Source organism: Maribacter taeanensis, from assembly GCF_047345145.1.
Lineage (GTDB): Bacteria > Bacteroidota > Bacteroidia > Flavobacteriales > Flavobacteriaceae > Maribacter_C.
Genome location: NZ_JBLFER010000003.1, coordinates 295,735 through 321,838, shown reverse-complemented (window position 1 = coordinate 321,838; position 26,104 = coordinate 295,735). Strand labels below are relative to the sequence as shown.

The window sequence follows — 26,104 nt, the reverse complement described above, 5'->3', positions numbered from 1 at the left end:
AGGTTATTATGATCCGGTCTTTTTCGAAAATTTCAATAACTCCTGCTCCGTGTATTCAGCGCCACTTTTTGCTTTCAACAGACGTAATTCTTTTACGTTTTCTTCTTTGAGTCCCCTCGGGCTATCACTAAAAGCATTGGTAACATAGGCAATAATATCAGAAATGTTTTTGTCAGAAATGGTCTCATTACGAATTAAACCCGGCATTGCTAAATTGATATCGTAGCGTTCTCCTTTTACATGAATGGGACCTTGCAATCCGTGAAGAACTATTAAACCTAGTCTTTCGGGGTCGGCCACATGTTCAGAACCTTGCAGGGGCGGTGCTAGCCCTTGAATTCCTTCGCCATTAGCCCCATGACAAGAAGCACAAATTTGGAAGTACATTTTTGCACCAGCTGTTCTGTTATCTTCTGCAAGGGACTTTCTTCTAAAGATTACATTAGTCAGCTCATCTTTTTGATTTTTCAATGATTTTTCAAGTTGGTCTATGAGCTGCTTATGATCTGGAATGGACAAATCTTTCAAAAAATTTAAAGGCAATAATTCAGAATTCGAAAGACCACTAACTAAAGCTTCTTGAAATACTACATCTGCCTTATGTCTATTTATCAACTCCATTAGTTGTGGAAAAAAGGTTTCTATTGAGATTTTCGTCCAAACTCCTATAGAACTTGACAGATACAAGTCGGTTGTTGTATCATTTCTGCCCAAAATATACTCAAATAATGCCGCTGCTGTTTCAGCGTTTTCTTCGGATGCAAACTGTTCTAATAGCACAATACCCTGGGCCGCCACCCGGGCAGGACTACTATGAATGACCTCAACGAGAAAATTAAAGTCTAGTAAACCCAAGCCATCTAAAGTATGCAGCGCATGTATCTTAGACCAACTATTTTCAGCGGTTAAAGCCAATTCTTTCAATTCAGGAAGCACTTCTTTTTTTTCTTTGAAAATCAGGTAATGCTGTGCGCGATTTCGAACCCATCCATTTTGATATTTTAAGAGTTGTACCAAATCATCACCATTTAAGGCATCAAAATCCGCGATAGTTTCTGCAACAAAATCGCTTTGTTTTACTTTTAGAATACGACCATAATTGAGAATTGTATCTAATCGTATCTTTTCATTCTTTTTCTTCAAATACGGACTTAAATAAGCGTGATGACCAATCATTCCCCGATGCATATCAACAATATATAGGCTTCCGTCAGGGCCGTTGTTTAAGTTTACAGGACGGAATCCGATATCGGTTGAAGCCAAAAATTCCTTACCTTCCCAAGCTTGCTTGGCACTAGTCGAACTTCCTGTAAAATTTAGAATATTTCGTTTTATTAAATTTCCTTCAGGAATAGACACAAAGACGTTTTGATCATATCCTTCAGGGAAAATTCCCCCTCGATACACCAAAAGTCCTGCAGCAGCAGTCGTATTCACTAAAATACTATCGGCATTCAAGACTCCTTTAGAATACCCTCTATTAACCAGAGTTGCTTGTAAAGGATACACACGTTGGTCTTTGGTAAGCATCTGATTTACTCCTGCTTTTGGGGTAAAATGTTTATTTCTAATCAAACGATTTGGCAAAACATGGTCACCCAGTAACTGCCGTGAATTATCATTGTAATATAATCTACCAAAGTCATCATTGGTAATACCCCATTGCCCTCGAAACGTTGTAGGTTCTTTTATCCAAACACCATCTTTCCTTTGATATCTGAAATTAGATTTGGCATTGTAAATCCAGTTATCAATGTTCAATAGGAGTCCGTTTGGTTGATGTTCCGGATTGCCATCCGCCGCATAAATGGAATCAACCACAATGCGATTAGCGGGTTTATCATCTTCAATATCCACAAAGTACAGAAAAGGTGGTTCCGCATATAGCAATCCACCGTACACATGTGCCAAAGCTCTTGGCATCACCAGACCATCTAGGAAAATCTTTGCGTGGTCGACTACTCCATCATTATCCAAATCTTGCAAAATTTTAATACTCCCAACAGGTTTGTCTTCATCTGAGCCTTGCATATCATTCATGTAGCCCGTCATCTCAGCAACCCACATTCTTCCTTTGGCATCAAAATCCATCGCAACTGGTGCTCTTAGCAATGGCTCTGATGCAATTACAGACAATTCAAAACCATCTTCAATTTGATATCCCTCTAAAGAAATGACAGGTTCGTCAAATGAAGTTTGACATGAAAACAAAAAACTTAAAAGAAATGCAGAAAATATAAATCGCATAAGAATATGAGGTGCAGCTTTTTTTGTAAAGATAACAATGGACACCCAATCATTAGTCTATTAAATCAAAAACTCTAGGCAACCAAAGGGAAAGATCAGGAAAGTAGGTAATTAACATTAGTACTAGCACCATGACCCCCAGCAGGGGCAACAATGGCTTGATTACTTTGGTTACCGACACCTTTGCCACACCGCTACCCACAAAAAGTAAGGTGCCCACTGGCGGCGTACATATTCCAATACAAAGGTTCAAAACAATGATCATTCCGAATTGTACGGGATGCATGCCTAAAGCGATGGCTACTGGTAGAAAAATGGGTGTAAAGATGAGTACTGCTGGTGTAATATCCATGAAGGTACCAACAATTAATAGGACGATATTGATGATAAGAAAAATAAGTATAGGATTGCTAAAATTGTCTAAAATGGTAGCCGTCAAAAGTTGCGGAATTCCTTCAAAAGAAAACAACCATGACATCGCCATTGAAGTGGCAATCAAAAACATAACGATAGCTGTCGTTTTTGCGCTTTTTAGCAAAATAGGTTTGAAATCACTTACTTTCAGTCCCCTATTAAGGAAGCCTAGTAGTGCGGCATAAACTACAGCTATAGCAGCAGCTTCGGTTGCTGTAAAGATTCCTGCTACAATTCCTCCTACCACAATAATCAAAAGCGTAAGACTCAGAATTGCATTTTTAAAATCAATAAAAAGCTTTTTAAAATTCACTCTATCTGCTCTAGGAAGTCCATTTCGTTTAGCGTAGATATAAACCATGATCATAATGGCGAGCCCCACCAAAATACCCGGAATATAACCCGCCACAAACAAAGCAGCAACAGAGGCAGTACCACCACTTGCCAATGCAAAAATGATTAATACATTGCTTGGAGGAATTAATAAACCTGTTGTTGAAGCACTGATGTTTACGGCTGCACTAAATTCTCTTGGGTAGCCCTCACTTTCCATCTTATCAGTCAAGGTACTGCCTATTGCTGAAGCAGCTGCAATCGCCGATCCTGAAATTGCACCAAATAACATCGCTGAAATAATATTTACAAAAGCCAAACCTCCGGGAAGACTTCCAATCAATGATTTTGCAAAATCTATTAAGCGAGTTGCAATACCTCCCCTATTCATAAGTTCTCCAGCGAGTATAAAAAAAGGAATCGCCAAAAGAGCAAAATTATCAATACCAGTAGTCATTCGTTGTGCCACTGTGGTTATTGAAGGCATGAAAATAATATTCAAAATTAGGGTTAAAGTTGTCGAAATTCCTATAGAATAGGCAACAGGAACCCCATATACCAGCAAACCGAAGAAGCTGACGAAAAGAACAATTACACTTATTATTTCGATACTCATTTATTCAAAATTTAGCTTCTTGATATTATAGCAAGAAAAAAAGATGATGCATAGGCCACAAATTGGAACGACAGCATATATAATCCCCAACGGAACCTGCAAAGCAGAAGACATTTGTCCTAAACTCAAGGTAGTATACACTAAATTACCCCCGCCTATTACCATTACCACAAGTGCAAAAATGCCCATCAGTATTTGAATTATTTTTTGCCGTCTTTGCCTTTTTTTAAATGGAAGCTTTGCTAGTAAAAAATCCATTGAAAGATGTCCTTCTTTTTGTCCATTGATATAAGCAGCTCCTAAAACGGTTAGCCAAATAAGTGCGAATCGCGCAAACTCTTCTGTAAATGAACTGGACTGACCAATCAGATACCGTGATGCTACCTGCCAAACCACATCAATAACCAATAAACCAAAGATCAAAACCAAAAAGGTTTCTATAATCTTATTCAATGTGAGATATGCCCTTTCCATTACTGCATTTCTATTTGTTCGATGAGTTCTTTCATTCGCGGGTTTTGTTTCATCTCTTCCAAAACCGAATTGGATTCTTTTACGAAAAGGGTTTTGTCAGGGTAAATGAAATTCACGTTCGCCTTTTTCAATACTTCCATGTTTTCTCTGACGGTTTCTTGCCAATATTGCTTTTGTTTGGTAACACTTTCATCAGCAGCAGATTGCAACCATTTTTTTTCCTGTTCGTTCAACAGACTCCAAAACTTAGTTCCGATTACCACAACATCAGGCACCATGCTATGTTCATCAAAAGTGTAATTTTTACATACCTCATAATGGTTTGATGTCACAAAAGAAGGAATGTTATTTTCCGCTCCATCTACCACATTTTGTTGCAAAGCAGTGTACAGTTCTCCATAAGCCATGGGTGTTGCAGAGCCTCCAAGTGCATTGACCATATTTACAGACATCTGATCATTCATTACTCTAATCTTCATACCCTTCAAATCAGTTGGGGAATTCACAGGTTTTTTTTTGGAATAGAAGCTTCGACTTCCGGCATCATAAAAACAAAGTCCCCTGAGTAAATATTCGCTGCCACCTTCTAAGAGTTGTTTTCCGATTTTTCCTTCCAAAACACTAAATAAGTGTTCTCTATTTCTGAAGAGGTATGGTATTCCCGTTACTTGATATTCAGGTGCAAAATTGGACATCGAAGCTGCGCTGACTTTTGTCATGGCAATACTACCTATTTGGAGCAATTCTAAAACTTCGCGTTCCGAACCCAACTGTCCGTCTGGAAAAATTTTTATTTGAAGCGTTCCTCCTGACTTTCGGTCAAGGAACTTTTGCATGTCTAAAATTCCTTTGTGAACGGGGTGCGTAGTAGGCAAAGAATGTGCAAAATAAAGTGTTTTTTTATCCTGAAAATTAGAACATCCAATCAGAACAGATACGCATATCGAGAGGCATGTTCTTTTCATTAAAGTTGACATAAAACTTGCTCTTCTATGCATCTTATACAATGTTTTGCCGAATTCCTTTTTCTAATCCTGATAGCTGGGCAAGGCCCATAGCACGCCCAATCAAAGAATATCCAGAATAAAAATCATCTTGTCGTTTCTTATCATCTAATAAGACATGGCCATGGTCGGGCCTCATCGGAATGGCAACTATTTCCTCCCCATTTTCATGCCTTCTTTTTTGCTCTTCAACAATTGCTTTCATCACCTTATCGATGGGTACCGAACCACCCAAATGTTCAGCTTCATAAAAACTACCATCTGGATTCCTTTGGACATTTCTCAAATGGATAAAATGAATTTTATCCCCAAAATCTTCTACAATTTTGACCAAGTCATTTTCAGCGGATGCCCCTAAAGAACCTGAACAGAAAGTCAGTCCGTTGCTTGGTGAAGGACAGCAATCTAATAAAAATTTCAACTCTTCATAGTTGGATACAATACGTGGAACTCCGAAAACCGAAAATGGCGGATCATCAGGATGGATGGTCATTTTCACACCTATTTTTTCGGCTTCTGGAATAATTGCATTCAAAAAGTAAGATAAGTTTTCTTGAAGTTGCTCTTTGCTAATCTTCAATACCGCTGCATGATTCTTTTGGAACTCGTCTAAGGCAATTAGTTTTCGTGAACCTGGCATTCCCGCTAAAATAGATTCTTCTAGTTTTTTTCTTTGCGCTTCGGTCAGTTCATCGAAATAGCCTCTCGCTTTCTTACAGATTTCCTCCGTATAGGTTTCTCTTGCATTTTCTCTTTTCAAAATAAAGAGATCAAAAGCTGCGGCTGCTATTGGACTGTAATACAATGCGGAACCCCCTGATGGTAAAACATAGTCTAGGTTGGTGCGTGTCCAATCTATCAGTTGCATGAAATTGTAGCATACGTTGTAGATGCCATTCGCTGCAAGGTTTTTTAGTGTTTGAATGTAATTCGCAATATAAGTATCCCTTTCAGGGAGTCCATACTTAATGGAGGTATGAATATTGACACTCTCCACCACGGACCATTCCAAACCATGGGATTCGATTTCATTCTTTAAGGAGGCAATGGTCTCCAACGACCAAACTTCTCCCAAAGGAACTTCCTGACAGGCAGCAACGATACCTTCAACACCGATCTGTTTAATCTCATCAAGGCTAACTCCAAAAGAGGGCCCAAACCATCGAAATGTCTTCTTTAAATACTCCATTACTTAAACTCCTGAAAATGAACTAAATCCGCCATCAACTTCAAAAACACTGCCTGTTACGAAGCTAGAAGCATCAGTAAGAAGATAGTGTACCATACCATTGAGTTCCGATGCACTACCAAAACGCGCCATTGGTGTATTTTTTATGATATCATTTCCCCTATCAGTATAACTACCATCTTTATTTGTTAGCAAGCTCCTGTTTTGATTGCTAATGAAAAAACCCGGCGCAATGGCATTCACACGGATTTTATCATTAAATTTTGAAGCCATTTCATTGGCCATCCACTTTGTGAAAATATCCACTCCTGCTTTCGCCATAGAATACCCTAAAATTCTTGAAATACTTTGCTTCGAGGCCATAGATGATATATTGACAATTGAACCAAACTCTTGTCTCACCATCAATTCACTCAAAACAATTGCCGGCATTACTGTACCAAATAAATTAATATCTAAAACTTCGCGAGTATCACTCATTTCAATATCATAAATAGATTGGTCTGGTCTCAAAGTGGCTCCAGGGATATTGCCGCCCGCCAAATTCACGAGTCCATCAAGACTATCAAACTCATCTTTTATCTTGTTCTTCAGATTTACAAGGGCCTCCTCATTCAAAACATCAACAACAAAAATATGTGTGCTATTTTCTGATATCGCATTCAGTTCTGCTTGTTTCGCTTTGAGTTTATCAGAAGACCTTCCTAGTAAAAGTACATTGGCTTCATTTTTTACTAGGTATTCAGCTATGGAACCTCCAAGAATGCCAGTACCTCCTGAAAGGGCGTAATTTTTATCTTTTAATGATAATAACTCATTCATATAATTAGTCTTCAGATATTATATTATTCGATGCGGTTAATTGGTATTTTGTAATTTACAATTACTTTTAATATTTGATCAAATTAACCTTCGAATTTCTTTATTTATGCGTGGTATGCCACTTCTTTTCATGTTACTCCTTTCTACCAATCTTTGGAGTCAAAATTTAGAACTAGTTGAAATAGATCAAGTTTGGCTATCAAAAATTGAGAAACTGGCACCAGAAAAAACAAGTGTTAAGACGACTAAAATCAGAAAACTATTGATTTTTTCAAAGGCCACAGGGTTTTATCATTGGACCATACCTCACAATATAGAAATGCTGAAAATCCTAGCAAAAAAAACGGGTGCTTTCGAAGTTCATGTTGGATTTGATATAGCGCAGTTCAACAAGAAAAATTTAAAAAAGTATGACGCAGTAATTTTGAATAATCCAAATCCAGCAGGCCCAGAACGTGACTTATTCTCAGATCTTTTGATGGCAAATACTTCATTCAGCGAGCAACAAGTCAAAACCGAAGCGGCAATATATGAGAAGAACCTCATCAATTACGTGTCAAAAGGAGGTGGCCTGATGATCATTCACGGTGGTATAGTTGTACAGAATAATTCGATGGAATTCAGTAAAATGACTGGGGGTAGTTTTGATTATCATACAAAACAACAAGAAATAAATGTTAAAGAAGTGGATGTAAATCACCCCATGGTCAAAGCATTTAATGGCAAAGGTTTTACACATGTTGACGAACCCTATTTCTTCAAAAACGCCTATTTAAATTACAATTTTAGGCCTTTATTATATGTGGAAGTGGACAAGGTTGAAGGCATGAAAGAAGCAGTGGATGAAAAAATTATCTATGTTTCTTGGATAAAAAGGCATGATAAAGGCAGGGTATTTTTCAGCTCGCCCTCGCACAATGCCCAAAGCATGGAGAATACTGAATTACTTCAGTTCTTTTTAGATGGCATGCAATATGTCGTTGGTGATTTAAAGTGTGATGACTCCCCTATCGGGAAAAATTAATTATCTTTCCAAAAAAAAATCTATGCGTTTTCTAAAACCTACATTGGTTCTTTTTATATCAGTTATACTTTTCGTTTCTTGTTCAAGTGATGATGCTCCATCTCAACCTAATGAGAGTGCACAGGTCATTGGTTCTTATACGTTATCCGCTGTAAATATTAATCAAGCGCAAGATGTCAATGAAGATGGTACAGCATCTACCAATCTCCTTGATGAAATGAATTGTATCACAGGAACACTTGCCATCAATACAGACAATTCTTGGAGTCTTAATGTGATTCGGGTCAATGTAACTGATATTACAGGAGGCTTATTTTTTATCGCCTGTGGAGATTCGGATTCGAGCAAGGGTACTTGGACTTTTTCCAACAACCAACTGAGTTTGAATGGTAGTTTTGAGCCTACCATTTACGTACTTAACGGAGATACACTTACTAGACAAATAGGTGAAGATTTGCCGAGTTTTCAGAGCTTTGCTTATACAAAAAACTAAGTCTGTAACTTTTATCACATTGCCCTTTTAAATTTCAAATTACTTTTGTTCCAAATTCTATTAAATGGACGCAATTCTTCAACCTTGGCCATGGTTTGTTTCTGGTCCACTTATCGCCCTAGTAATGGCAATTTTGGTTTTCTTCGGAAAGACTTTTGGTATGTCCTCCAACCTACGAACGCTTTGCTCAATAGGTGGAGCTGGGAAGTATGCAGACTTTTTTAAATTTGATTGGAAAGCCCAAAAATGGAATCTTACGGTAGTACTGGGTGCAATCATAGGTGGATTTATTGCAGTACAATTTTTATCGGATGGTTCCGCGATTGATTTAAGCGCTGAAACAATTTCAGACTTAAAGACCCTAGGCTTCGAAAATGCTGGAGCAACTTTGTTACCCTCAGAAATTTATGATTGGGATAGTATTTTATCCTTGAAGGGGGGGTCAATTTTAGTCATTGCCGGATTTTTAGTGGGGTTCGGAACCCGTTATGCCGGCGGTTGTACTTCTGGCCACGCTATTACTGGTTTAAGTAATTTACAACTCCCCTCATTAATCGCCGTAGTAGGTTTTTTTATTGGAGGATTATTAATGACTCACTTTTTACTTCCCCTAATTTTTTAAGTATGAAATTTCTAAAATTCTTATTCGTCGGTATTTTCTTCGGAATTGTTCTTGTAAAATCTGAAGCCGTCTCGTGGTACCGCATTTTTGAAATGTTCAAATTCCAGTCTTTTCATATGTATGGAATTATTGGCTCCGCTGTTTTTCTTGGTATTTTGTTTTTATGGATTTTCAGAAAATTCAAAATAAAAAGCACTGAAGGCAAAGTGATAAACCTTCCTCCAAAAGATAAAAGCTTTACGCGCTATATCTTAGGAGGCACCATTTTTGGTTTAGGATGGGCCCTAGCAGGAGCGTGCCCCGGACCTATGTATATTTTATTAGGAACAGGAGTTTCTAGTATGCTTCTAGTTATTGCTGCGGCTATGCTTGGAACATTTGTTTATGGAGTTCTTAAAAATAAACTTCCACACTAGTTCGAACATTAAGACTCCTCTTTACGCTGTTCTAATTTCGCTCTAATCTCATTGGCGCGTGCTTCGGTAATATCGTATTTACGCATTACATACATAGCCGCTAAAGTACCCAATATAGGGAAGAATGTATAGAATAATCGCATTCCCGTAACTGCCCCTTCGGGTTGTGATGGCGCATCTGGCGTATATCCTACCCAAGCCATAAACAAACCGCTTAGAAGTCCGGCGATGGCAAATCCAAATTTCACCATCCACCAGTAAATTGCACCAAATATTCCCTCTCTTCTTAAGCCTGTATTCAACTCATCTAAATCAATAACATCTGCCGTCATTGACATCATCAAGGTAAATAATCCTCCTATTCCAAATGAAAAGAAAGGCAAGGCAATTAAGAACATATAGGGCTGACCAGGGATAAACAAGAACCAGAATAGAATATATCCGATAATTGAAATGCCCTGAGATAACATAAATGTCTTTTTCTTTCCCAGTTTTTTAGATATCGCATCAATTATTGGAATTACCAAAAAAGTGGTTACCAATGCACCAACACTACCATGCAAAGTTGGCCATATTCCAGCAGCACCAGCATCACCATTGAACATATAAGAAACAATGATAAAAAATGAAAATGCCGAAATGGTCATGAATGAATTATAGACCAAGAAAGTAGCCGTACACAGAATCTTAAACTGCGGAATCCGAAACGCTTCTTTAAAGCTGACTAAAATCTTTTTAAAGCTTTTTGAAATATTGCTCTTATTTATCGGTTCAAAATCCGTTCTGTCTTTAGTTGATTCACTTTTAATAAATATAGCCGGAACTAATGCTAATACGGTACAAAATGCTGCAACATAATATGATAAAGTCCTCGTTGCCGCCGGAACATTATCAAACATTTCTGGGTCGTACAAAATAATCCAAAACCAAGGTACTATTACCCAAGCCCATTGGCCAATCATTTGTGCTATGGCCATGATACTTGTTCTTTCATGAAAGTCATCACTCATTTCATAGCCCATAGCCACATAAGGCACACTGAATATTGTAAGGCCTAAATAGAAAATAAAAGATAAAACTAAGAAGTAAATAAAATTATACGTCAAACCATTTTCAGGGTACAACTGCCACATGGCAATGAAAGCGATACCCATGAGTATGCCTCCAGCAAATACAAAATGTCTTCGCCTTCCCCATTTTGATCTGGTGTTATCCGAAATAAAACCCATAATAGGGTCAGTAAACGCATCAAAAATTCTTGGAGCAAAGAATATGATTCCCCATAATAAAGGTGGAAAACCCAAACCTTTTACTAAGACCATCATAAAAATTTGTAGTGCAGCCGGAAACATTTGGTTTGCCAACATTCCGATACCAAAAGCAATTTTTTGACCCATTGGCACCTTAGTACTTTTTACTCTAGTAGCATTTTCCATAGTATTTGGTTTTGTTTTTCCTTATTAAAACTCTTTATTCAGGGTTTACAATATCTGTACTCTTCTGAATTTCACCAACAGATGTAGGTGCTGAAACAGTTTTTAATAGCTCCTCTTTATTGCCATCGAAGGTTTTCGAAATTGCATGACCATTTCTTGTTAGACCTTTAAACACGCCTTCATCTACCAAGCTCCATAAAGGGAATTTTGCTTTTCCGTTGATTTCAAACAATCCAAAGTGATTTTCAGATCCTATGGGGTTCTCCGCGTCTTTCCAGTTCTCATCAAATGCCTCAAAGTAAAAACAGGAAATACCTTCTGCTTTTGTCCATTCTCGCGTATGGGCATAATAACGTCCCTGTTTATACTCATCTGCAGCTTTTGAACCTTCAGGGCCATAAAAACCATCTGAAATACTGGCCCAACCTGTCTCTCCAATATGAATTGGCTTTTCAATGCCGAGACTCTCAAGGTGTTTTAAAACAGCCTTATATTCTGTAATGGCGTAATTTTTGGCCCTTAAGGCCGCAGCATCTACTTTTTCCAATTCAGATAATCCCGCTTCGTTTTCTGGAACTTTCCAATAGTCAGCTTTATAATGGGTTTCATGAAAAGGGTAGGTATGCATCGATATATAATCCACTGCATTGATTAACTGCTTCAGGTCATCAGTATGGTAAATTTCATCACCAGCACCCCAAGCGGCAAAATTATCTGAACTGGTAACCCAAAGGTCTTTAGATAATTTACCGGTCTTTTTAAGTTCTTGAATGTGATTCACCCATTTCAAGATAACATTAGGTCTCACAAAATAACTTTGTGCCCAATGTACCATAGCTTCATTTCCAACAGCAATAATTTTCACAATATCAGGATACTTTTGCGCCAGTGCTACTGCCCTATCTATTTCACCTGCATTGTTCTCGCTTTCAGCTTCATGATTTGGTGAATCGGTCCAAGCATCTTTGCAATCAATCCAAGCCCCTAGCATCACATACATCTCAAAATTTGAATCTTCTTCTTTGAGTTGTTTGATGGCTTCCAATAAATTGGCAGCTTGTTGCAACTGCACATTATAGGTGCGAAGAATTCCAACTCCCATTGCGGAGAGCAGCTTCATATCTTCCTTAAGTTCTGTAATCGTAGGTTGAATATCACGTGAGCTCATACGATATCCACCATAGGATATGGCCAAGTAGTCAGAGTTTCCTAAAATATCCGCTGCTGACTTACTTTCAATCACTTTTGTATTATCAGAACACGTGAAAACTACTATTGAAACTAAATAGCATATTAAAAATAGTACGGGTCTTTTGATCTTATTTATCATAAATTACTTGTTGATATACACTACAATTCTATCGATTTCTCCTGTTCTCTGAAATATTTTACGGCTGGTATCCGAGTCAAGAACTAGCATATCGGTTTCAATCACATTCTTAGCATTTGATTCAACTCGCATACCAATTTTGTCTCCTAATTCATAAATTATGGGAACTTGGCAATAAGTAAAGGCAAGTGTATTTTCCTTTAGTACAATTTGTCTTTCCTCTCCATGCATGGTTATATATTCGAAAGTCATGGGTTCTTTTAAAAACTCTTCTTTCCTCAATAAGCTTGGATCGAAAACAAGGTTTCCGTCAGAAACAAATACTCCCAACTCTCCAAAACGACATAAAATATCTTCTTTTACTTGTCCCGTCATACCAGGTTGCTGTGCGCCTTTTCCACCTGGTGTATGAGAATAAGGGTCCGTGGGAAATGCGCCGTATAAATCAGGTGACTTATGCACTCCTATACCTTCATTAATTTCATAGTAATGATCTAAAAGTCCGCCAATTACAGTTTCATTTTCATTTGACGCTATCGCCTTTAGGCATATTTCTTGCACACTTAATAACAACTTAGAAACCATATGCCAGTAAATAGAACCTAGGCCCTCGTAGCCATAAAATGTGCCTGATCTTCCTGTAAAGGACTTATGGTCAAAAATGGCTTCAAAAACATCCAAAAGCAATTGCGTATCATTCTCGACCAGTTCTCCGTATTGTCCTTCGGGTAATTGTGCTAATGCGCTTTTTAAACTATCAGCGTTATTGAACTTACCGTTAAAATGATACTTTCCGTTTACATCTTTTTCAATAACACTACCGTCGCCATCTTTCACCAATTGCTGTATCAATTGAGATGTCTCAGCTTGGTCTGTTGGTATTACATTCTTCTGAACAAATCTTGGTAATTGTCTGTTCGGATATAGGACATAACTGTATTGATCTTCCCTAAACAAGGCACTATTTTTTAAAGCATTCAATACCTCTAGAGATGCTTCACCAGAAATATAACCTGAGCTCAAAACAGCCACTTGCCCTTCCAGCATTTCCGGCAAATAGGATATCGAAACTTCCGAATCGCTCTCCACCGTCATTAAATTATAGGCATGAAACAATTTATCAGGTCTTTGATTTGCTTTGATAGCGTGATCTAAATACTGTTTTGATACGGAAAGGAAAGCTAATAAAGTAGTTTTCGAAATTTCACCTTTATCGCTGCTAAATCCGTTTTCGTAAATAGTGTTTCTATATTTGCTTCCAGCATCACCTAGTCCGTCAAGGATAGATTTTCGATCAACATCGGAAATTTTATCGGAAAGGATGGTAATATTTGCACTTAGGGTATCCATAATTCCATAGAAGAATACCAAAAGCTCTTCGGAGATTTGATGTCTTTCTTGAGCTGAATTTTGCATGACATTTTCGAAAAAATTCAAGAATCTTCTTAAATAATAAAGCGTGACCATTGAAACACCATTACCCACCAAGGCATTATTAGCATCGTTCCATTCTGGTCTTTGGGTATTCATCCAAATACCACCTTCTGGAATAAAGTTTGACATTTTAGCCAAAACTGTTGCTAATAATTTTTCAATCAGGTTAACCTTATAAATAAAAGAATTAGCATCTCTTAGCAATGCGCCATCGGCGCCAAGTTCCTTTCTTTTTTGAATGATATTTTGCTCTGATTCCGTATCTAGAACTATAGTATCTTTCGGGTTTTTTAAAATTTCTGAATAGCTTTTTATTTTATACGGAACATTTGCATAAACAAAAATATCTTGATCAAAGTATTTGGCCAATGTACTTGGGGCATGCTTTTCTATAAACTCTAAGAACTTGAGCAAATAAATAATTTGGTGATCTCCCCAATACCCAATATATGACCAAGGGTCGTCTGGCTCAATAGTTTCCCAATCAAAACCATCTTTGGTAACTCGATATGGATTATAACCATCAAAGGTGGTCGCATTCAAGAATTTATGAATCATATTTTCCATAAAATCTGGATATGAATGCGCCAAAGCTTCCCAGTTTTGGAAGATATCTCTCCAGTTACCTTGATAATCTAGAATTTTAGAACCATCCTCGTTTTTAGTATTGATTGCAAACTTGTTCCATGGCCTACTAGGGTCGCCATGTCTTCTACTAAATTTTAAGGGTAGGTACTCGAAACAGAGTCTTTTAAAATTCTTATCCTCGTTTTGGTCTTGAAGATTACTGACAACCTTTCTTATATGTGACAATGAAAAAGTTTCTGGTAAATCATTAAGCAGATCCTCCTTATGTTTGAAAACCTTTAGATTCGCCTTTTCTATATATTTTACAAAGTCTGACCTCTCAATTTGATAATTCTCATCAAAAATACCACCACGCATTATATTGAATAGCGTATTTGCAAAGTGCCTCGTATTTCTGAGTTTGTCGGCTGTCAATTGCATACCGTCAGCCGCAGCGTTTAATTCTAACAGATGTTGCGTACCTTTTTCGATATCTTCTAGAATTGCTGATTTCAAATTGTTGCCCTTTCTGATTTGTTCCGAAATACGGGTTATGGCACTTATAGATTGATTTACATCAGCAATAAACATCCATTCCTTTTCCGAATTGGCTTGCAAACTCATATTAGCAATAATAAAGTATGCGCCCTTCTCTGCCCTAACATCTTCTTCTTTGGTAATACCTCTACCTTTTCGAAAAGCGTTTAGTTGCAAGGAGGAAACCAAATATTTTGGATTTTCTATTCCCAAAGACCACACTGTAGAGGCCTTAAGAGCCTCGCTAGGTTCCGCTTTATCAACAATAATAGCGCTTAAGGTGTAAATTCCTAAGCCCACCTCTGCTTGCAATTCATTCTTCTTATACGCATCAACCAGATTACTGCTCATTGCTTGTAAGCTTGTATCTACGCCATATGGCATTATATTTTGGATACCATCTAAAACTGTGACTTCAATTTGTTCAGAGGAATCATTAACTAGGGTGGATTTTTTAACGAAACCATATTGGTCACTAGAACTCCATTGGTATCGAAAAGTTAAACCGAGATCGTTATTGACTTCCTCGAAAATCACCCTATTTCCATAGCTGTTCTTATATAGATTTCTGGTGATATTGTAAATGCCTAAATACCGCTCTGAGAATGGCTCCCATAGTTTGATTTTTCCTTCCGATTGAATTCTCAAAATAGTCTTACTACCGGTAATATCAGCTGACTCTGTAATTTTATCATCTGTGTAATACGGAAATAGCGCGTATCCGGAATCCTTTCTTCCAGCGGATAATCCACCATTGCTCGAGATAAACATCCAATGATTCGAATCACTGACGATGCTCATAAAAAATGGACGCATACCGTCGCTATTTGAAATTTTATAGTATTTCTCGTTTTCGAAATCAACTAATTTTCCCTCTACTATTGGCTCATTAAATTGAGCTTCTATTTCTCCTATATGCATTATATCCTTAATCATTCTCTCATAAATACCCTTTAATTATCTTTTTTTTTGCAAGGGTTCTATTTAATTATTCACTTATTTTAAAATCAGTTTTTCACCAATTCTTTTTCTATTTGTTCCAGGGATTTCCCTTTCGTTTCAGGTAAAATTTTCAACATGACAAAGAACCCGACGAGGGCAATTGCTCCAAAGATGAAAAAGGTTAAAGCGTTACCTAGATTTGATAATTCCCACGGAAATACTAACTGCACCAAGGAACTTATTAATGAATTTATAAAGGCGATTACACCTATGGCTAATCCTCTATATTTATTCGGAAATAACTCAGATAATAAAACCCACATTACGGGTCCTAATGAAAATGCAAAGCAGGCAATAAAGCCAAGTATCCCAATTAAAATCAAAGTTGCATTTACTGTAGTTGCCACCTCTAAAATTGCTCCATCATTTTTGCTATAAACCTGATTACCTAAAGCCAATTTCATGTCATTTTTAAAATCAACATCGTTTTCGTATAACTTATTGGTATATGCTTCCAAATTATTGACCCCTTCAAATTCAAGCTGAGCAATTGCATTAGGTGTTAACTGATATGTAGCTTTATTAAACCCGTATGCACATAGCAATAAACTTATCGCAATTCCTGCAGTACCGATCAATAACAAGGGTCTTCTGCCCATTCTATCAATTAAATACATCGCTACAAATGTGAAGATTACAGAAATCGTACTTAATAACACACCTGATGAAAATGCAGCATCCGTTCCAATACCCGTTTGTTTAAAAATGGATGTGGCATAAAAATAAACGGCATTTATTCCTGTTATTTGCTGAAGTACTCCTACAACCAATCCTACGATTAAAATAAACCGAAGTGCTGGCTTAAGAAGATCTTTAATGGCAACTTTTGAAGCAGTTTTATCTGCCTTTATGCTTTCTTCAATTGAATCTATTTCAATTGAGCCTGTTTCATTACCATGAACGCTATTAAGTACCGATTTCGCTTCATCGAATTTGCTTTTAAGATATAACCAACGCGGGCTTCTAGGAACAAAAAACAAAGCAGTGAAATATAACAAAGCTGGAATTAGTTCAACGCCCAACATCCATCGCCAGACATTTTTTTCGGTCAAAAAAGAGCTATCCGTTGCGTACTTATTAAAAAGGTAGTTGCTAAAAAAAGCGGCAAAAAACCCTAAAACAATATTAAGTTGTTGAATTGAAACTAATTTCCCTCTGTTCTCCGCTGTCGATATTTCTGCAATGTACATCGGGGCTAAAACTAGTGCTGCGCCAAAAGCTAAACCACCAATCATTCTGGCGATATAAAGCATTTCATAAGACCCTGCATACGCAGACATCAAAGCCGAGAGAGCATATAAGAACGCAACAATTAAAAGGAGCTTCTTTCGACCATAGAAATCGCTCAATCTTCCTGAAAATATCATGGCAATCATAGCAGCAAAAGAAGGAGAACTTACCACCCAACCTGATTGTAGTTCGGTCAAGTTAAATTCAGGCCCTGCAAAATTCATTACTCCAGAAATAATTCCAGCATCGAATCCAAACAAAAAACCTCCCAAGGAGACTACAAACGAAATGAATATTAGTTTTTTAGACATTCTAAATGCTTTTTAAACAAATCTGCTTTATAAGGAACTCGCTTTTATGGTAAAGTTGTAAAAATGAAAATCTTGCAACCCTGACATAGTGTAAGACAAAAAAAGCCAATGGTGGGGGAAGTCCATTGGCCTATATTCAACAATTCAAATATACTATTGATATACTCTAATGTAATCTACTTCCATGGTATCTTCTGTAAATGCATCATCAATAGCACCGCCAAGTGTGCCACCCATCGCAATATTCATGATAAAGAAGAAATCACTATTAAAAGGTGTGTCACTTGCGTTAACAAAGCTAGTGTGTATTAATTCATCATCAACAACGAATTTAATGCTATCTGCAGTCCATTCTACAGTATAATTATGAAATTCTGATGTTGCTGTTGGAACAGAAGTAGAGCTGGTTACAGCATTACCACCTGAATTTCCAGGGTAATGTAATGCACTAGAAATTGTATTTGGGTTGTTACCAACATGCTCCATGATATCAATTTCACCACTTTCTGGCCATCCTACTTGATCAAAATTAGCTCCTAAAGCCCATAATGCTGGCCAAGTACCACCTGCTGAAGGTAATTTAGCTCTTACCTCTACTCTACCGTAAGTAAACTCATATAGGTTCTCCGATTTAATACGTGCAGAAGTATATGCACCATCGCCACTAGGACTAACTCCAAAATCAAAGAATAACACGAATCTATTATAATTCACAGCTGGATCAACAGCTGGGGCTGCAGCACTAAGGTCAAAAGTCAATGTCTCCCATGCCTCTGCTACGGTTGTATTTGCATCAATCTCAATAAACTTGGTATTATCTCCTTGGTCTTCAATCTTTAGTCTAACTACTGCACCTACTGCAGGAGACCACGTTTTCAAACTTATACTTGTAGAGTTAACCAAATCTAGTGGAGTGGCCAGATCAAAAAATGAGCCTGCCCAAACTTCAGCACCACTGCCTTTAACAGATTCTGCAACCATTGTTGATGTATTCAAGCCTGAAGCATCTGGGTTTGCGATAACCGTAGTAGCATTACCGCCAAAAGCTTCAAAAACGGGAGCTGTTCCTTCAAAATTTTCGATTGTTGAAGAAGTTCCACCAGCGCCAATTAATGTAGCATCATCATAGTAGTGTTTGACATTACCACCTCCACCACTAGTTGCCTTGGCAGTAATTTTAAGCACTCCACCCTCAACTATAACATTCTCTGCATCATCAGTATATGTCTGCGCTTCACCATTACCCCAGCCACCTGCGCCAAGATCGTATCCCCAATTTGCCGGATTTGGAGCTCCATCAACATCAAACTCATCAGACCATACTAAATTTGTAAAAACAGTCTCAAGACTCTCCTCTCCAACATCAGTCGAAGGTGCAGCGGTAAACCTATGATACCAAGCTAATTCGTCGTTTTCAGTATCGTAGGTTCGCACATATAGTAAGTCGTCACTGATAGATAGAATCTCATAGGATGATGAACCTACATAATACCCCATAAACCCTCCATCGGAAAAATTCATTTGAATGCCAGTGGTCTCCTCATCTGGAACATTACCTGAAACTTGCGAAAGTACAACGGCCTTTGATCCTGATGTATCAAAATCGTAACAAAAATCCTGATCTTCTGCACCACCAACAACTGCTTTATGACCTACGTTAAAATAAGTTTGTCCTTTGTTATCTAATTCATAAGATAAGGCCCCGTTAGCATCAACTGAGAAAGTTAGCTCGTCATCACAAAGACAATCTGAATCTTCACTGCCACACTTTTCAAAAGCGCTTGCTACATACCATTTAGGATACCACCAATCACCATCAATACCCTCCCGAGCTGGACCTAAACCAAGGTGACCTGGCTGAGAAGCTGCTAAAAACCATGTTTTAGAAGCTCCGCTAGTAAGGAGAGCTACTGTTTCTGGGTCAGAAAAATCAATTGAAACATTGACTTGTAATGTTTCTGAAACAGTTTTTCCTTCACCTGCGCCCGCTGTTATAGTAACTGTGTACGTGTTATCACCAATCATATCGTAAGTTTTGGTTACAACCCCTGTATTCGATAAAGCTGATGAACCATCACCAAAGTCAAAATGATAATAATTAGCTCCAGTAGCTGTGGCAGTAAAAGTTACCTCACCTGAGTTATCAGCACTAACTGCTGAACTTGCTGTGAGATTAGTTGGTGTTACGGCAACTGGAATGTCTAAATCATCTCCATCACAGCTAGCCATAACTATCAAGAGCGAAACAAATAAATACTTAAAATTTTTCATAGTTCTTTTTATTTTAATAGAGAAGTAAGGTTCCCTTGATTAATTCCTATTTATGAAAGTAAACATTATCAACATAGACTGTTATTGCCCCAGATGGGTCTCCAGAATAAATTAATTGTGCTATGTTCGCTGTATTGGTCAAACCAGTAAAATCGGTCAATGGAATATCTAAGCTTACCCATTCTCCTGGATTTGGGTTTGTAATAGCGATTTCATGTTCTACATCATCACCACCATCAAAAGCCCCGTCTGGTCCAAAGTCCACTAATTTAATTCTGAACTCCGTGGCGTCACCTGTCCAAATATCAGTATGAAAATGGGTCATTGTAGAAGCATCTATCTGGCTTGAAACAGTTTCAATACCAACAAAGTTCAGGGCGCTATATTTTTTTACATCATCTCCAGCAATCATAATATCTTCAAATGTAGCATCAGACCAATCAGTTCTCCAAGTATCTACGGTAACATCAGTATAAGCATTGCTAAACATAGAGATGACATCCGCTTCAGCTAGCATTGGTGCAGGGGCTGCAGTTGTAGGTTCAGTAGCAGGTGCATCAGCTGAATCATAAAAGTATACATTATCAATATACACTGTATTTGCCTGAGCAGGAGCACCAACATAAATAAGCTGAGCAATGTTCATTTTCGTTGTCAAGCCGGCAAAATCAGATAATGGGATATCTAAACTCACCCATTCTCCTTGTGCAGGACTTGCAATGGTTATTTCATGTTCCACATCATCTCCTCCGTCAAATGCTCCGTCAGCTCCGAAATCAACTAATTTTATTTTAAATTCTGTGGCATCAGCAGTCCAAATATCTGTGTGAAAGTGAGTCATGCTTGAAGCATCAATTTGATTGGCAACTGTTTCGATACCCACAAAGCCCAATGCACTATATTTTTTCACATCATCTCCGGCAACCATAATATCTTCAAATGTTGCATCAGACCAATCAGTTCTCCAAGTGTCTACCATAACATCCGTATAGGCATTGCTAAACATTGAAATAACGTTGGCTTCTGGAACCGTTGGCGCAGCGGCCGCGACTGTTGGTTCAACTTCATCACTACCGTTTCCACCATCATCGATATCGGGAGTAGAGCTAAACCTGTGATACCATGCTAAATCACCATTTTCGGTATCATACGTTCTTACATACAGTAATTCATCACTGATAGAAAGAATTTCGTATGTTGAAGAACCTACATAGTAGCCCATAAATCCTCCATCTGAGAAATTCATCTGAACACCCGTGGTCTGGTCATCAGGAACGTTTCCTGATACTTGCGAAAGTGAAACTGTTTTTGACCCTGATGTATCAAAATCATAACATAAATCAGTATCACCTGATCCTCCAGCAACTCCTTGATGTAGCACATTAAAATAGGTTTGTCCTTTATTATCCAGCGTATATGTCAAACCTCCATTACCATCAGTAGAAAAGGTTAATTCATCATCGCAAAGACAATCCGAATCTTCACTGCCACACTTTTCAAAAGGTGTAGCTACAAACCATTTTGGATACCACCAATCACCATCAATACCCTCCCGTGCAGGTCCTAATCCTAAATGACCTGGTTGGGAAGCTGCCAAATACCAAGTTTTTGAGCTATCATTAGTCAGTAATGTAACCTTCTCAGGGTCAGAAAAATCGATTGAAACATTAACCTGAATAGTTTCTGAAACCGTTTTTCCTTCACCAGCTCCCGCAGTTATGACAACATCGTAAGTATTATCACCGAGCATGCTGTATGTTTTACTAACAACCCCTGTATTCGACAAAGCGGAGGTACCATCACCAAAATCAAAATGATAATAGTTAGCTCCAGTCGCCGTGGCGGTAAAAGTAACTGTACCAGAATTGTCGGTACTTACAGATGAACTCGTTGAAAGATTGGTTGGCGTTACAGCAGCAGGGATGTCTAAATCATCTCCATCACAACTCGCTAAAATCACCGTCAGTATTACAAAAATGTACTTGAATTTTTTCATAGTTTCTTTTATTATTGTTTTAACACTATCTGAGTTAAAGTAATTCGAATAGCTGTATTAAAGTGTCTATGATAAAGACTCTTGCAATTTATTGTATTGCTAAATAATATCAATAGAAAGAACCTATACAAAAAATATACAATTCAAAAAAAAGACAGTAAAACATCCATATTCCTAATTATTCGGTAGTATTTTAATGGATTTAACAATATACTAACACTGTATATTTAAGACCTCCTAAACAGGATTTGTATAGGTCATGTAGTGGTAAATACAATTAATGTTGTGGAATTTATAATTCCATAATGTAGTCGGTTAGACCTTCTTCGTGTGAAAGATTCATTTTTTTTCGCAAACGATATCGTTTAACTTCTACACTTCTAACCGATATGTTCAATAGAGGAGCTATTTCTTTGGAAGACAAATTTAGGCGCAAATATGCACATAGTCTTAAATCATTGGAGGTTAAGCCCGGATGCACTTTTTTAACTTTTTTCAAAAAGTCTTTATCAGCATTATTAAAAGCATCCTCAAAAAATTTCCAATCATCAGAATTATTAATATTTCGATCTATAGTTCGAATTACAGATTTGACTTGAGGGATATCGGAGTTTCCTTTTAACTGGTCTTTTATGGCATTTAGAAATTCATTCTTTTTAATAATGCTCATAGTTGAAATTGCCAGCTCACGGTTTTTACTTTCTACTTCTTCTCTGAGTTTTTCATTACTGATTTGAACTATTTTCTTTTGCGACTTTAATTTCTTACGTTTCAGCTTCTTTTTATTATCCTTTAAAAGATGTTCACGCTGCTTTTTATAATAGCTCTTATACAATTTATGTATTAAAAAGGCTAGCAGAACAAATCCTAATACATACAGAAATATTGCAACGTTAGAAAGGTACCAAGGTCTTTCGATTCTAAATCGGTATGACGCGACATTTTTAGAAAGCTCATTTCCTATCTTTGCTCGTACATTAAAAATGTAATTTCCAAAAGGTAAATTCTCAAAAGAAGCTTCGGCTGTCTTTGTCCAGTCGCTCCAATTATCATACCTGCCTTCTAATTGATATTGATAACTGACCTCGGTATACTTATGATACTCGGGTACATTGTACGAAAAGAAAAGGTTATTCTGGGAAAACTCAAAAGTAGTTTTGCTATCCTTTGTAATATTCTCCATTCCAGAATTGTTGGACTTTCTTGAAATTGAACTGAGGTGAATAGAATATTCTTTTGAGATTAGCTTCTTTAAATCCATCGTTAGATAACCATTGGAAATTCCAATCAAATATTGTTCATCACCTAAAGGAGTTAAGCTTTCAAAACCTAAAACACCCAAATTTTTTCTAACATAAGAAGGAATGGGTATTTTTTGTATTCTAGAGCTACCATTGAACTTTCCCGGTGAGACGTAGGCAATACTATTGTTTGTAAAACACCAGAGTCTTTTTGACTTCTCGTCAGGAATAAAGATACCAATGGGCTTATCTCTACCATGATAAAAAACACTAGTTAATAAGGTGTCAGCAATAAATTGTCCTTCATCATCATTATAGCTATAGATACCATTCTCACAGGTATACAAAACGTCATTCCTATACATTGCCAAACTAGCACCCATACCTTTAGAAGGTTCATTTTCTATGGCGGTTACCGTCTCAAAACTATTATCAAAATTAAGCTTAAAAACACCCTTAAATTCTCGATTGACAGCAACTTGATTCTTACCGATGAACTCAAAAAAACGACTCGATATATCAAATCCTTCTACTACATTTCTCAAAGCCCATTTATTTCCAGTTTTCGAAAGGACGCTTAGACCATTAAAATTTCCTTGGAGCATGAGGTTTTCTTGGTCCGGAATCATTTTAATATCCCAAGTACCAGGAAAGTTCGAAATTAGTTGTGCCTTATCTCCCTTTATTACATAGGTTCCATTGTTATGTCCGCAAAAAAGAACGTCATCAATTATTTTCAACAACCAGACCTGCCCTTTAGAGCCATCAATTAATGCAAAGTCACTGTCGTCATCAATTCGTTTGTAAAATAGACCCTGATTTGTGCCTAAATACAAAAAACCATCGTAAACAGCAGAGGCATACACAACACCCAATCTACCATTTTTATCAATATACTCTTTGAAGGGGGAATCTAGATTAATAACACTTAAGCCATTGTCAAGAGCTAACCAGAGGTTATGTTCAGCGTCCTCAAAAAGAGAAAGTACTGTGTTATTATTTAGTCCTTTTTCTTGATTGATCTTTAAGAGAACATTTCCGGTTTGATCAATGTGAAATATTCCATTTGAAATTGTACCTAATACAATACTACCATCGTTCAATTGAAGGCTACTGTAAACGTTTATCGAAACTTTTTCACCATCAAAAGGAATATTCCATGGTATTAGGTTCTCATCATCTAAAAAATAAAAATCTCCATTTTCGGTAACCAAAAGAGGTTTGTTCTTTATGGAAAAAATTCCAACAACGGTTACATCCTTTATTCTAGAATCATCAGAAACTAAAACGGGCATTCCGTTTTCTATCTTATAAAGACCATTAATTGTGCTATGATAGTAAACAGTATCATTAAAACTAAATAAATGTGCTTTTTTAGAGTTTGCTTCAACAATATTAGTAGATTTATCAGCTGTATTGTAAATGTATATGCGTTCTAGACTTTGGAAAAGAACCCAATTGTCCAGTGCCATAATATTCCAAAATTCTTCATCTTCTAAAATAGGCGTTGCTAATTCACTACTGATTGAATAGTACTCAAGTAAACCCAGACCATTCGCTTTCCAAAAGCCAAACTCCATATAGCAGCCAGAATAAATAATATCATCAACTGCCTTTACTGAACGAATTGTGGAACCGTTAGGAGAACCGTATAATTTCCATACTGCGCCGTTAAACTCCATAACTCCCCCATTATTGGCGGCGTATACATTATTATTTTTAGACTGTGTTATGGCCCAATTTTGATTTTCAGCACCATAATCAATAGGAGTGAAATTTTGAATAGGAGGCAGCTCTTGAGAAGCCAAAGAAAAGCAGGCCAACAAAGTAACAATTGAAGCACAAAGAGTGCCCTTCAGGTTAACGCAAAAAATATTTTTGAAAAAAATAGCTTTGAAATTAAACAATCTCCGCACTTAATCCTGCTTGAAGAAGTTTGCTACAACGAGGTTCCAAGTCTTTATAATCACCCGTTTTTACAGTACATTTCCCGTTGTGATGTACTATTAAGGCACATTGCTCTGCCTGTTCAGGAATATGGTCACAAACATCAATCAAGGTGTCAATAACGTGATCAAATGTATTAACCTCATCATTGAAAAGAACGATTTCATTTTGGTTTACAATCTCTTCTTCTAGAAGTAGTTCTTCGGATATTTTCTCCTTAGTACTCATACTATTTCGGGTTTAATAACTTCGTATCGCTTTCTAAATTACATATTTTACGGCTACCCAATTATTTTTTTCTAGATTTTTTTCAAACTTTAACGACACTTCAGTGCATTTTGCGCTAATCATAGGAATATCTTCTTTATAAAATCCGCTAAGAAAAAGTATACCGTTCGCATTCAAGTGTTTAGCATACTTTGGAATATCGCTTAACAAAATATTTCGATTAATATTAGCTATAATAACGTCATATTTTTGGTCTATTAACAAGCTTGAATCTCCCTCATAAATCTTAATATGTTCACAATTATTTCGCGCTGCATTCTCTTTGGCATTCAAGAAGCACCAATGATCTATATCAATAGCTTCAATACTGTTGGCACCTTTCATGGCTGTTAAAATCGCCAAAACTCCTGTTCCGCTTCCCATATCCAACACAGATTTTCCATTAAAATTGTGGTCCAAAATATGTTGTAACATCATATGAGTGGTTTCGTGATGCCCCGTACCAAAACTCATTTTTGGTTCAATAACAATATCAAACTCAACATTTGATTTTTCATGAAAAGGTGCACGAACGACACAGAGATTATCCACCTGAATAGGGTTGAAATTTTCTTCCCAAGTGGCATTCCAGTTTTCTTGCTCGATTTCGCTTACTTGAAAATTGAATTCAAAATTTTCATTTCTTAGAATCTCAACTGAATGGAGAATACCTTCTGACCAATCTTTTTGCTTAATGTACGCTAAGACGCCTTTTTCATTTTCCACAAAGCTTTCAAAGCCAGCTTCGCCAAGCTCGGCGATTAATATCTCTGATGCTGGTTGAAGGGGATTTATTTTGAAGTTGTATTCTATGTAGGTAGTATTGGGCATAAAGCTTTACAGTATAGGGTTTACCTTATGCCCTTAGGGCACACCTCCTC

At 37.2% G+C, this 26,104-nt stretch carries 19 protein-coding genes; 4 read left to right on the top strand and 15 right to left on the bottom strand.

Features of this window, described 5'->3' with window-relative positions; genetic code table 11:
• Positions 1-6: 6 nt before the first annotated feature.
• The 6 genes from ACKWCD_RS13035 to ACKWCD_RS13010 are packed head-to-tail and all read right to left on the bottom strand — an operon-like array spanning position 7 to position 7,099.
• On the bottom strand, positions 7-2,247 hold the full coding sequence (locus ACKWCD_RS13035) for a DUF7133 domain-containing protein (protein ID WP_413984398.1): 2,241 nt from the start codon (positions 2,245-2,247) through the stop codon (positions 7-9).
• Positions 2,248-2,299: 52 nt separating this feature from the next.
• Complete coding sequence (locus ACKWCD_RS13030) at positions 2,300-3,610, bottom strand: TRAP transporter large permease (RefSeq protein WP_413984397.1); 1,311 nt, start codon at positions 3,608-3,610, stop codon at positions 2,300-2,302.
• Positions 3,611-4,084 carry a TRAP transporter small permease gene (locus ACKWCD_RS13025; RefSeq protein ID WP_413984396.1) on the bottom strand — a complete coding sequence of 158 codons (474 nt, stop codon included), beginning with the start codon at positions 4,082-4,084 and terminating at the stop codon, positions 3,611-3,613.
• The gene (locus ACKWCD_RS13020) at positions 4,084-5,082 is read right to left on the bottom strand and encodes a TRAP transporter substrate-binding protein (RefSeq protein ID WP_413984395.1); all 999 of its coding nucleotides are present in this window, start codon (positions 5,080-5,082) and stop codon (positions 4,084-4,086) included. The genes ACKWCD_RS13025 and ACKWCD_RS13020 overlap by 1 nt, the downstream gene beginning before the upstream one ends.
• Position 5,083: 1 nt before the next feature.
• Positions 5,084-6,277, bottom strand: coding sequence for a mannonate dehydratase (gene uxuA, locus ACKWCD_RS13015; RefSeq protein WP_413984394.1), 1,194 nt, complete (start codon positions 6,275-6,277; stop codon positions 5,084-5,086).
• A 3-nt stretch (positions 6,278-6,280) separates the two neighbouring features.
• Complete coding sequence (locus ACKWCD_RS13010) at positions 6,281-7,099, bottom strand: SDR family oxidoreductase (protein ID WP_413984393.1); 819 nt, start codon at positions 7,097-7,099, stop codon at positions 6,281-6,283.
• Between the two features lie 115 nt (positions 7,100-7,214).
• Between ACKWCD_RS13010 and ACKWCD_RS13005 the strand changes: the two genes are divergently transcribed.
• The 4 genes from ACKWCD_RS13005 to ACKWCD_RS12990 all read left to right on the top strand — a co-directional run bounded on the left by ACKWCD_RS13005 (position 7,215) and on the right by ACKWCD_RS12990 (position 9,654).
• The gene (locus tag ACKWCD_RS13005; RefSeq protein ID WP_413984392.1) at positions 7,215-8,123 is read left to right on the top strand and encodes a ThuA domain-containing protein; all 909 of its coding nucleotides are present in this window, start codon (positions 7,215-7,217) and stop codon (positions 8,121-8,123) included.
• Positions 8,124-8,145: 22 nt separating this feature from the next.
• Positions 8,146-8,616 (top strand): hypothetical protein, encoded by a 471-nt coding sequence (locus ACKWCD_RS13000; protein WP_413984391.1) that lies wholly within the window; start codon positions 8,146-8,148, stop codon positions 8,614-8,616.
• Between the two features lie 64 nt (positions 8,617-8,680).
• A complete protein-coding gene (locus ACKWCD_RS12995) occupies positions 8,681-9,238 on the top strand; it encodes a YeeE/YedE family protein (RefSeq protein ID WP_413984390.1) in 558 nt (185 codons plus the stop codon).
• A gap of 2 nt (positions 9,239-9,240) precedes the next feature.
• Positions 9,241-9,654 carry a DUF6691 family protein gene (locus ACKWCD_RS12990; protein WP_413984389.1) on the top strand — a complete coding sequence of 138 codons (414 nt, stop codon included), beginning with the start codon at positions 9,241-9,243 and terminating at the stop codon, positions 9,652-9,654.
• Between the two features lie 8 nt (positions 9,655-9,662).
• Here ACKWCD_RS12990 and ACKWCD_RS12985 read toward each other — a convergent pair whose 3' ends face one another.
• The 9 genes from ACKWCD_RS12985 to prmA all read right to left on the bottom strand — a co-directional run bounded on the left by ACKWCD_RS12985 (position 9,663) and on the right by prmA (position 26,054).
• A complete protein-coding gene (locus ACKWCD_RS12985) occupies positions 9,663-11,090 on the bottom strand; it encodes an MFS transporter (protein WP_413984388.1) in 1,428 nt (475 codons plus the stop codon).
• A gap of 34 nt (positions 11,091-11,124) precedes the next feature.
• Entirely contained in the window at positions 11,125-12,420 is a 1,296-nt protein-coding gene (locus ACKWCD_RS12980; RefSeq protein WP_413984387.1) for a glycosyl hydrolase family 17 protein, read from the bottom strand.
• Between the two features lie 3 nt (positions 12,421-12,423).
• Positions 12,424-15,894 (bottom strand): hypothetical protein, encoded by a 3,471-nt coding sequence (locus ACKWCD_RS12975; protein WP_413984386.1) that lies wholly within the window; start codon positions 15,892-15,894, stop codon positions 12,424-12,426.
• A 71-nt stretch (positions 15,895-15,965) separates the two neighbouring features.
• Positions 15,966-17,501, bottom strand: a complete 1,536-nt coding sequence (locus ACKWCD_RS12970; protein ID WP_413984385.1) for a sugar porter family MFS transporter — start codon at positions 17,499-17,501, stop codon at positions 15,966-15,968.
• A gap of 153 nt (positions 17,502-17,654) precedes the next feature.
• A complete protein-coding gene (locus ACKWCD_RS12965) occupies positions 17,655-19,772 on the bottom strand; it encodes a family 16 glycosylhydrolase (RefSeq protein ID WP_413984384.1) in 2,118 nt (705 codons plus the stop codon).
• 46 nt (positions 19,773-19,818) lie between these two features.
• On the bottom strand, positions 19,819-21,768 hold the full coding sequence (locus ACKWCD_RS12960) for a PKD domain-containing protein (RefSeq protein ID WP_413984383.1): 1,950 nt from the start codon (positions 21,766-21,768) through the stop codon (positions 19,819-19,821).
• A 292-nt stretch (positions 21,769-22,060) separates the two neighbouring features.
• Positions 22,061-24,832: a helix-turn-helix and ligand-binding sensor domain-containing protein gene (locus tag ACKWCD_RS12955; protein ID WP_413984382.1), complete on the bottom strand. Its 2,772-nt coding sequence runs from the start codon at positions 24,830-24,832 to the stop codon at positions 22,061-22,063.
• A gap of 76 nt (positions 24,833-24,908) precedes the next feature.
• Complete coding sequence (locus ACKWCD_RS12950) at positions 24,909-25,184, bottom strand: ATP-dependent Clp protease adaptor ClpS (RefSeq protein ID WP_413984381.1); 276 nt, start codon at positions 25,182-25,184, stop codon at positions 24,909-24,911.
• Between the two features lie 33 nt (positions 25,185-25,217).
• Complete coding sequence (gene prmA / locus ACKWCD_RS12945) at positions 25,218-26,054, bottom strand: 50S ribosomal protein L11 methyltransferase (RefSeq protein ID WP_413984380.1); 837 nt, start codon at positions 26,052-26,054, stop codon at positions 25,218-25,220.
• Between the last annotated feature and the right edge of the window lie 50 nt (positions 26,055-26,104).

Bases quoted from the DNA above. Each gene is read 5' to 3' on its own strand.
- ACKWCD_RS13035 (WP_413984398.1), bottom strand. From the start codon at position 2,247: ATGCGATTTATATTTTCTGCATTTCTTTTAAGTTTTTTGTTTTCATGT.
- ACKWCD_RS12980 (WP_413984387.1), bottom strand. From the start codon at position 12,420: ATGATAAATAAGATCAAAAGACCCGTACTATTTTTAATATGCTATTTA.
- ACKWCD_RS12960 (WP_413984383.1), bottom strand. From the start codon at position 21,768: ATGAAAAAATTCAAGTACATTTTTGTAATACTGACGGTGATTTTAGCG.
- ACKWCD_RS13000 (WP_413984391.1), top strand. From the start codon at position 8,146: ATGCGTTTTCTAAAACCTACATTGGTTCTTTTTATATCAGTTATACTT.
- ACKWCD_RS12950 (WP_413984381.1), bottom strand. From the start codon at position 25,184: ATGAGTACTAAGGAGAAAATATCCGAAGAACTACTTCTAGAAGAAGAG.
- ACKWCD_RS13030 (WP_413984397.1), bottom strand. From the start codon at position 3,610: ATGAGTATCGAAATAATAAGTGTAATTGTTCTTTTCGTCAGCTTCTTC.
- ACKWCD_RS12985 (WP_413984388.1), bottom strand. From the start codon at position 11,090: ATGGAAAATGCTACTAGAGTAAAAAGTACTAAGGTGCCAATGGGTCAA.
- prmA (WP_413984380.1), bottom strand. From the start codon at position 26,054: ATGCCCAATACTACCTACATAGAATACAACTTCAAAATAAATCCCCTT.
- ACKWCD_RS13010 (WP_413984393.1), bottom strand. From the start codon at position 7,099: ATGAATGAGTTATTATCATTAAAAGATAAAAATTACGCCCTTTCAGGA.
- ACKWCD_RS12970 (WP_413984385.1), bottom strand. From the start codon at position 17,501: ATGTCTAAAAAACTAATATTCATTTCGTTTGTAGTCTCCTTGGGAGGT.
- uxuA (WP_413984394.1), bottom strand. From the start codon at position 6,277: ATGGAGTATTTAAAGAAGACATTTCGATGGTTTGGGCCCTCTTTTGGA.
- ACKWCD_RS13020 (WP_413984395.1), bottom strand. From the start codon at position 5,082: ATGCATAGAAGAGCAAGTTTTATGTCAACTTTAATGAAAAGAACATGC.
- ACKWCD_RS12990 (WP_413984389.1), top strand. From the start codon at position 9,241: ATGAAATTTCTAAAATTCTTATTCGTCGGTATTTTCTTCGGAATTGTT.
- ACKWCD_RS13005 (WP_413984392.1), top strand. From the start codon at position 7,215: ATGCCACTTCTTTTCATGTTACTCCTTTCTACCAATCTTTGGAGTCAA.
- ACKWCD_RS12975 (WP_413984386.1), bottom strand. From the start codon at position 15,894: ATGATTAAGGATATAATGCATATAGGAGAAATAGAAGCTCAATTTAAT.
- ACKWCD_RS13025 (WP_413984396.1), bottom strand. From the start codon at position 4,084: ATGGAAAGGGCATATCTCACATTGAATAAGATTATAGAAACCTTTTTG.
- ACKWCD_RS12965 (WP_413984384.1), bottom strand. From the start codon at position 19,772: ATGAAAAATTTTAAGTATTTATTTGTTTCGCTCTTGATAGTTATGGCT.
- ACKWCD_RS12995 (WP_413984390.1), top strand. From the start codon at position 8,681: ATGGACGCAATTCTTCAACCTTGGCCATGGTTTGTTTCTGGTCCACTT.